This is a genomic window from Kitasatospora sp. NPDC043949 (assembly GCF_056435365.1).
The window spans coordinates 1-6,542 of the sequence record NZ_JBWKEQ010000097.1 but is presented as its reverse complement, the minus strand read 5'-3'; the positions used below and the strand labels follow the sequence as shown (position 1 = coordinate 6,542).

General features: G+C 73.0%; 5 protein-coding genes. 2 read left to right on the top strand and 3 right to left on the bottom strand.

Going from position 1 to position 6,542, the window contains the following annotated elements; all coding sequences use genetic code 11:
* Positions 1 to 148: 148 nt before the first annotated feature.
* Both efeO and AC07AL_RS38000 read right to left on the bottom strand, forming a co-directional pair.
* Positions 149 to 1,297 (bottom strand): iron uptake system protein EfeO, encoded by a 1,149-nt coding sequence (gene efeO / locus AC07AL_RS38005; RefSeq protein ID WP_363589516.1) that lies wholly within the window; start codon positions 1,295 to 1,297, stop codon positions 149 to 151.
* Positions 1,298 to 1,496: 199 nt separating this feature from the next.
* Positions 1,497 to 2,321 carry an ABC transporter ATP-binding protein gene (locus AC07AL_RS38000; protein ID WP_363589514.1) on the bottom strand — a complete coding sequence of 275 codons (825 nt, stop codon included), beginning with the start codon at positions 2,319 to 2,321 and terminating at the stop codon, positions 1,497 to 1,499.
* 206 nt (positions 2,322 to 2,527) lie between these two features.
* Here AC07AL_RS38000 and AC07AL_RS37995 point away from each other — a divergent pair, with 206 nt between their 5' ends.
* The gene (locus AC07AL_RS37995) at positions 2,528 to 3,244 is read left to right on the top strand and encodes an AMP-binding protein (RefSeq protein WP_400802649.1); all 717 of its coding nucleotides are present in this window, start codon (positions 2,528 to 2,530) and stop codon (positions 3,242 to 3,244) included.
* 50 nt (positions 3,245 to 3,294) lie between these two features.
* Here the strand turns inward: AC07AL_RS37995 and AC07AL_RS37990 are convergent, their stop codons facing one another.
* Positions 3,295 to 4,623, bottom strand: a complete 1,329-nt coding sequence (locus AC07AL_RS37990) for a hypothetical protein (protein WP_478319534.1) — start codon at positions 4,621 to 4,623, stop codon at positions 3,295 to 3,297.
* Positions 4,624 to 4,832: 209 nt separating this feature from the next.
* Between AC07AL_RS37990 and AC07AL_RS37985 the strand changes: the two genes are divergently transcribed.
* Positions 4,833 to 6,428, top strand: a complete 1,596-nt coding sequence (locus AC07AL_RS37985) for a M4 family metallopeptidase (protein ID WP_363589508.1) — start codon at positions 4,833 to 4,835, stop codon at positions 6,426 to 6,428.
* The last annotated feature ends 114 nt before the right edge of the window (positions 6,429 to 6,542 follow it).

The window sequence follows — 6,542 nt, the reverse complement described above, 5'->3', positions numbered from 1 at the left end:
TTTTGTTTGTTTGTGTTTCGTGCTGTTTTCCGCTGTTCGGTAGTCAGTCTGCCCTCGTGCTCGCGCATCAATCCGCTGCGTCCCCCCCCCCCCCCCCCCCCCACGGCGTCGGTGGGGTGGGGACGGTGCTCGGGTGGGGCCGCGGTCGTTACTTGACGACCACGGCGGCGGCCAGCTTCGACAGCGGCTCGCCCAGCGAGTTGACCGCGTCGGAGAAGGTCTTGCGCTCGGCCTCGGTGACCTTGTCGTAGGAGGTGAAGGTGCCGTCGGCCTGCTTGTACTTGGCGAGCAGGGCCTGGATCGCGGTGAACTCGGAGTCCAGGGTCTTGGCCAGCTCCGGGTCCTTCTCGGCGGCGACCGGCTTCAGCAGCTCGTAGGCCTTCTGCGCGCCCTCGACGTTGGCCTGGAAGTCGGCCAGGTCGGTGTGGCTGTAGCGGTCCTCCTCGCCGGTGATCTTGTTGGTGGCGACCTCGTCCAGCAGCTCCTTGGCGCCGTTGGCCATGCTGGTCGCGGTGATCTCGGCCTCGGGGATCTTCTTCTGCCAGTCCTTGAGGTCGTTGACCAGCTGGTCGGCGAGCTTCTTCTCGTCGTCGCCGATCTTGGCGTCGGCCCAGAGCGACTTCTCCAGCTTGTGCCAGCCGGTCCACTCCTGGCCGGCCTCCAGCTTGTCCTCGCGGGTGTCGGTCTTGGGGTCGACGTCGCCGAAGCTCTCGGCGACCGGCTCGGTGCGCTCCCAGCCGGTGCGCGACGGCGCGTACAGCGACTTGGCCTTCTCCACGTCGCCGGCCTTGATCGCGGCGGCGAAGGCCTCGACGGCCGGGATGGTGGCGTCGGCCTGCTGCTGGGCGTACGTGCGGTACGCGTCGACGGCGGCGGTCAGGCGCGGGTCGGCGGCGGCGGCACTGGCGCCCTCGCCGGTCACGGTGATCTTCTGGCGGATGCCGTCGCCGACCATGCCGGGCTTGCAGGCGATCTCGTAGGAGCCGGCCTTGATCTCGGCGTTGATGGTGGCCTTGGTGCCGGGGCCGATGTTCTCGCGCTCGGTGATGATCTTGTCGCCGGCGCCGTAGACGTAGACCTCGGTGGTCTTGGCGCCCTTGTTGCTGATGTCCAGGACGACGTGGCCGGCCGGGAAGCTGGTCTTGGAGACCTCGCAGGCGGTGTCGGTCGCGTTGATCTTGACCGCGTCCGCGCCGCCCGCCTTGTCGTCCTTCTTCGCCGCACAGCCCGCCAGGGTGGCGGTCGCCACGGCGAGGGTGAGCAGCGCGGCTGCGGTGGAACGGCGACGGGCGGACATGCGGGCTCCAACGGAAAAGGGCATGGGTGTGCCAGGGCGGGGCAGGGCTGAGCACCGGTGGGGGCGTCGAACCAGCGACAACCCCGCCTTAGCTAAGGCATACCTTACGTAAAAACTTTTTTACGTCCATACCCGCCCCCGTCGGAAGCGGGCCGACCGCCCAGCCCGCCCAGCCTGCCCATGCCCCGACCGGGACCCGTCAGCGCCCCGGCGTACGCCGCGCGGCCGCCCGGGCCGTCCACCGGCCCTCGTGCCGGCTGATCCGGATCGGGTGGCCGAAGGTCACGCTGATCAGCTCGGTGGTCATCACCTCGTCCACCGGCCCGGCCGCCACGCACTCCCCGTCCCGCAGCAGCAGGGCGTGGGTGGTGCTCTCCGGCAGCTCCTCCAGGTGGTGGGTGACCAGCACACTGGCCAGCTCCGGGTGCTGGTGGCGCAGCAGGTCCAGACTGTCCAGCAGCAGCTCGCGGGCGGTCAGGTCCAGCCCGGTGGCGGGCTCGTCGAGCAGCAGCAGGCGGGGGCTCGGCATCAGCGCGCGGGCGATCAGGGCCCGGCCGCGCTCGCCCTGGGACAGGGTGGTCCACGCCGACTCGGCGATCGCGCCCATGCCGAGCGTCTCGATCAGCTGCTCGGCCCGCTCCAGCACCTCGGGGCCGGGCTTGCGGTGCAACTCCGGCTCGATGGTGTTGGTGTGCCCGGTGAGCACCACCTCGCGCACGCTCAGCGGCGAGCGCAGCGGGTGCCGGGGGTTGACGTGCCCGAGGTGGGCGCGCAGCTCGCGGATGTCCACCCGGCCGAGCCGGCGGCCGAGCACGTCCACCTCGCCCCGGGTGGGGTGGGAGACCGCGCCGAGCAGGGCGAGCAGGGTCGACTTCCCGGCGCCGTTGGGGCCGAGCAGCGCCCAGTGCTCGCCCGGCTCGATGGCGAGGGTGATCCCGCGCAGCAGGTGGCGGCCGTCGCGTACGACGTCCACGTCCTGGGTGCGCAGCAGCGGGCCGTCGAAGGACGGGACGGACGAGCTCATGGGGGCGGACCTCCGAGGTGCGGCGCCGGACAGGGCGCGGGCGAAGCGCCGTACCGGACGGGCCGGCGCCGACCGTCTGCGTGCAGAGTACAACCGTCACCGCACGCGGGTCCGGGCCGTCCGAGGAGTGGACGCTCCAGAACCCTGTCACCCTGCGGGAGTTGGGAGGATGATCTGGGCATTCGGAGGGGACGAGGGGAGCGCCGATGCCGACCGACGGGGAAGCGGCCGAGGACCGGGCGGCCGACACGCTGCACGGGCTGGTCGAACTGCGGGCCGGGCAGGCACCGCAGGCGGTGGCCGTCCGCTGCGGCGATGCCGAGCTGACGTACGGGGAACTGGACGCGCGGGCCGACGCCCTGGCCCGCCACCTGGCGGCGCGCGGCCTGGCCCCCGGCGGCCGGGCGGCGGTGGCCCTGGGCCGCGGCACGCAGGTGTACGTCGCGCTGCTCGCGGTGCTGAAGGCGGGCGCCGCGTACGTGCCGCTGGAGCCGAGCGCGCCGGACGCGCTGCTGCGGCACATCCTGACCGACGCCGCCCCGAACCTGGTGGTGACCGAGGAGAGCCACCGGGTGCGGCTCGCCGACGCGGGCCCGGCGCGGATCGTCTGCCTGGACACGGCCGACCTCACCGAAGAGCCGTCCGACCCACCGGGGGCGCCCGCCGGCCCGACGGACCTCGCCTGCGTCCTCTACACCTCGGGCTCCACCGGCCTGCCCGCCGGGGCCCTGGTCGAGCACCGCAACCTGCTGTCCGCGTACCGGGGTTGGCACGAGGTGTACGGGCTGTCCCCGGCGGACCGGATCCTGCAGACGTCGAGCCTGGAGTTCGACGTCTTCACCGCCGACTGGGTCCGCGCGCTGGGCTCCGGCGCCACCCTGGTGGTCGCCCCGCGCAACCTCACCCTGGACCGCCGGCGGTGACGGCCGCTCGGCGCTGACGACCTGCGCTGACGGCCTGCGCTGACGACCGGTCAGCGCAGCGCCTCGAACATCCCGGCCAGCCCGTGGTGCGCGGCCGTGAGCAGCGCCTGCGCGGCGTCCAGCGCCTCAGCGCTCGGCCCGGCGAGAGCGAGGCCGACGGCGGGCTCCGGGTCGTGGCCCGCCGTCGGGATCAGCGGCAGGAGGGTGACGTCGAGCCGGGCGCAGCGCGGCCGCAGCCGGTCGAGGTGGTCGTGCAGCGTGCCCGGGGCGAGCCGGGCGCCGAGCGGCATCGCGTCCAGGGTGCGGACGAGGTGGCCCGGGCCCCGCACCTGGTCGAGGCGGGCCCGCAGCATGAAGGCCACGGCCGGGCCGGTGAGCCGCAGGTTGATCTCGGTGGGGGCGAGCCGGCGCCGCCGGTCGGTGACGAAGTCCACGTCGTACCAGCCTCGGTAGCCCTCGGCGGCCAGCCGCTCCCCCACCGCGAGGGCGAACCGGCGGGCCGTCGCGGCGGCGCCCCGGGGCACCGCGTCGGGGCCGACGGTGACGCCCTGGTAGCGGGTGCCGGTGACGCGCATGTCGCCGGCGCCCACCGGGTGCACGGCTCCGTCGGGGCCGACCAGCGCGTCGTAGGTGAGGTCGCGCAGCCGGGCGGCCGGGCCCGGGTCGACGTGCTCCTCCAGCAGCAGGCCGCCCTGGGCGGGCAGGAGTTCGGAGCGGACCAGGCGCCGCAGCAGGGCCCGGCCGCCGCCGGCGGCGAACAGGTCGGCCGGCTCCACCACGACGGTGCCGTAGCCGCCGACGCCGTGCGGGCTCTTCAGCACGGTGGTCAGCCCCCGGGCGGCGCGGGCGGTCAGCCGGCGGGCCGCCCGGCCCCGGCCGGCCGGGCGTTCCTGCCGGGGGACGACGACGCCCGGGTGGTCGGGGGCGAGTTCGGCGAACAGGTCGTGGGCCGCCGCCTTGGACTCGTAGCGGTGCACCGCGGCCAGTTCGGGGCCCTCGCCCTGGGCGGCGGTGCGGCCCCAGGTGACCACCGGCCGGCCGAGGGCGGCGATCCGCGCGGCCAGGGCCGGCCGTTCGGCGAGCGCCCGGGCGACCGTCCGCTCGGGCGCGACGCCGCCGTGCACCCCGACCGGGCCCCACTCCAGCTCCCGGGCCAGCCAGTCGGTCCACTCCGGGCCGACCTCGGCGGGCAGCACCAGCAGTGCCGGTTCGGGGCTGTAGCAGGTGGCCAGGCAGGCGTAGTGGTGTGCCTGCCGCAGCCGTCGGGCGCGCTGGGCGGCGTCCATGCCCGGGGCGAAGAACTGCTCGTTGAAGTCCGCGACGTTGCCCACGTGGACAGCCGCCCGACCGCCGGTCCAGGCCCCCACCCATCCGTCCATGGGGGCGAGCCTAGGGCCTCGTCAGGTCGTGCGTCATGCGTCGGAACGCGATCGGCCATATGCGGCACGGGTGTTGATTTCTGCTCACTTTTGATTTGAACAGGACACAACTTGGCAAAGATATGACCATTCCTCTAGCTCTACCTGACTGATCGCCGTCAATGTCGGTCGCAGCTCTTTTCCCTGCAGCTACCCCGACTGGAGTCCGAGTGAGCCCCACCTCCTCCTCCCGCCGCCCCCTCGCGGCCGGAGCCATCGCGGTCGTCGCCGCCCTCGTCGCCGTCGCCGTCCCCACCGGCACGGCCTCCGCCGCCCCCGGCATGCGCGAGGCCGCGATATCCCAGGCCCGCGCCAACGTCACCCACAACGCGGGGGTGTTCGGCTTCGGCGCCGGCCAGGACCTCGTGGTCAAGGACGTCGTCCTCGACGCCGACGGCACCCAGCACGTCCGCTTCGACCGCACCTACCAGGGCCTGCCGGTGGTCGGCGGTGACCTGGTCGTCCACCAGGACGCCCGCGGCCGGCTCAAGGACTCCTCCCGCGCGGCCGCCCACGACGCCGCCGTCGGATCCACCGTCCCGAAGGTGCCCGCGCAGGCCGGCGCCTCCGCCGCGCTCACGGCCGCGCCCGGCGTCCAGGACGCCACCAGCACGCCCGAACTGGTCGTCTGGGCCGCCGACGGCACGCCCCGGCTCGCCTGGCGCACCACCGTCGAGGGCACCGGCGAGCACGGCCAGCCGGCCGGCAAGGTGGTCGTCACCGACGCCACCACCGGCGAGCAGATCGAGACCTACGACGCCGAGCACCAGGCCTCCGGCACCGGCCACTCCGAGTACACCGGCGACATCACGATCGACACCACCGCCCAGAGCGGCGGCGGCTACACCCTCAAGGACTCGGTCCGCGGCCACGTCACCAAGGACGCCAACAACGTCGCGGCGAGCGCGCTCAAGGCCGGCTCCGGCACCGCGTTCACCAGCACCACCAACGTCTGGGGCGACGGGAAGAAGTTCTCCACCGACCGCTCCACCGCCGCCGTCGACGCCCACGCCAACACCGCCTGGACGTACGACTACTACAAGAACACCTTCGGCCGGAACGGCATCAAGAACGACGGCAAGGGCGCCACCGTCTTCGTCCACGTCGGCACCAACTGGGACAACGCCCAGTGGTCCGACAGCTGCTTCTGCATGATGACCGGCGACGGCGACGGCAGCACCGACCCCGAGCAGGTCGACCTCGACACCATGGGCCACGAGATGACCCACGGCGTCACCAGCGCCACCGCCAACCTGCGCTACAGCGGCGAGTCCGGCGGCCTCAACGAGTCCACCAGCGACATCTTCGGCACCATGGTGGAGTGGTACGCCAACAACAAGGTGGACACCCCCGACTACCTGTTCAGCGACCAGTCCACCCCGCCGTGGCTGCGCCGCTTCGACAAGCCCTCGCTCGACGGCCGGTCGGCGGACTGCTGGAGCAGCTCGGTCGGCAAGCTCGACGTGCACAACTCCTCGGGCGTCGGCAACCACTGGTTCTACCTGGCCAGCGAGGGCAGCGGCAGCAAGACCATCAACGGCTACACCTACAACAGCCCCACCTGCAACAACTCCACGGTGGCCGGCATCGGCAACCAGAAGGTCGCCAAGATCTGGTACCGCGCGCTGACCGTCTACATGACCTCCACCACCACCTACAAGGGCGCCCGCACCGCTTCCCTGAGCGCGGCCAAGGACCTGTACGGCCTCAACAGCACCGAGTACAAGGCCGTCGCGGCGGCCTGGAGCGGCGTCAACGTCAACTGACGCGCACGGTCCGGGGGGGGGGGGGGGGGGGGGGGGGGGGGGGGGGGGGGGGGGGGGGAGGGGCGAACCAACCCAAACACCCAAAAACAGGAAGGGGGGGGGGAGTGGTGTGGA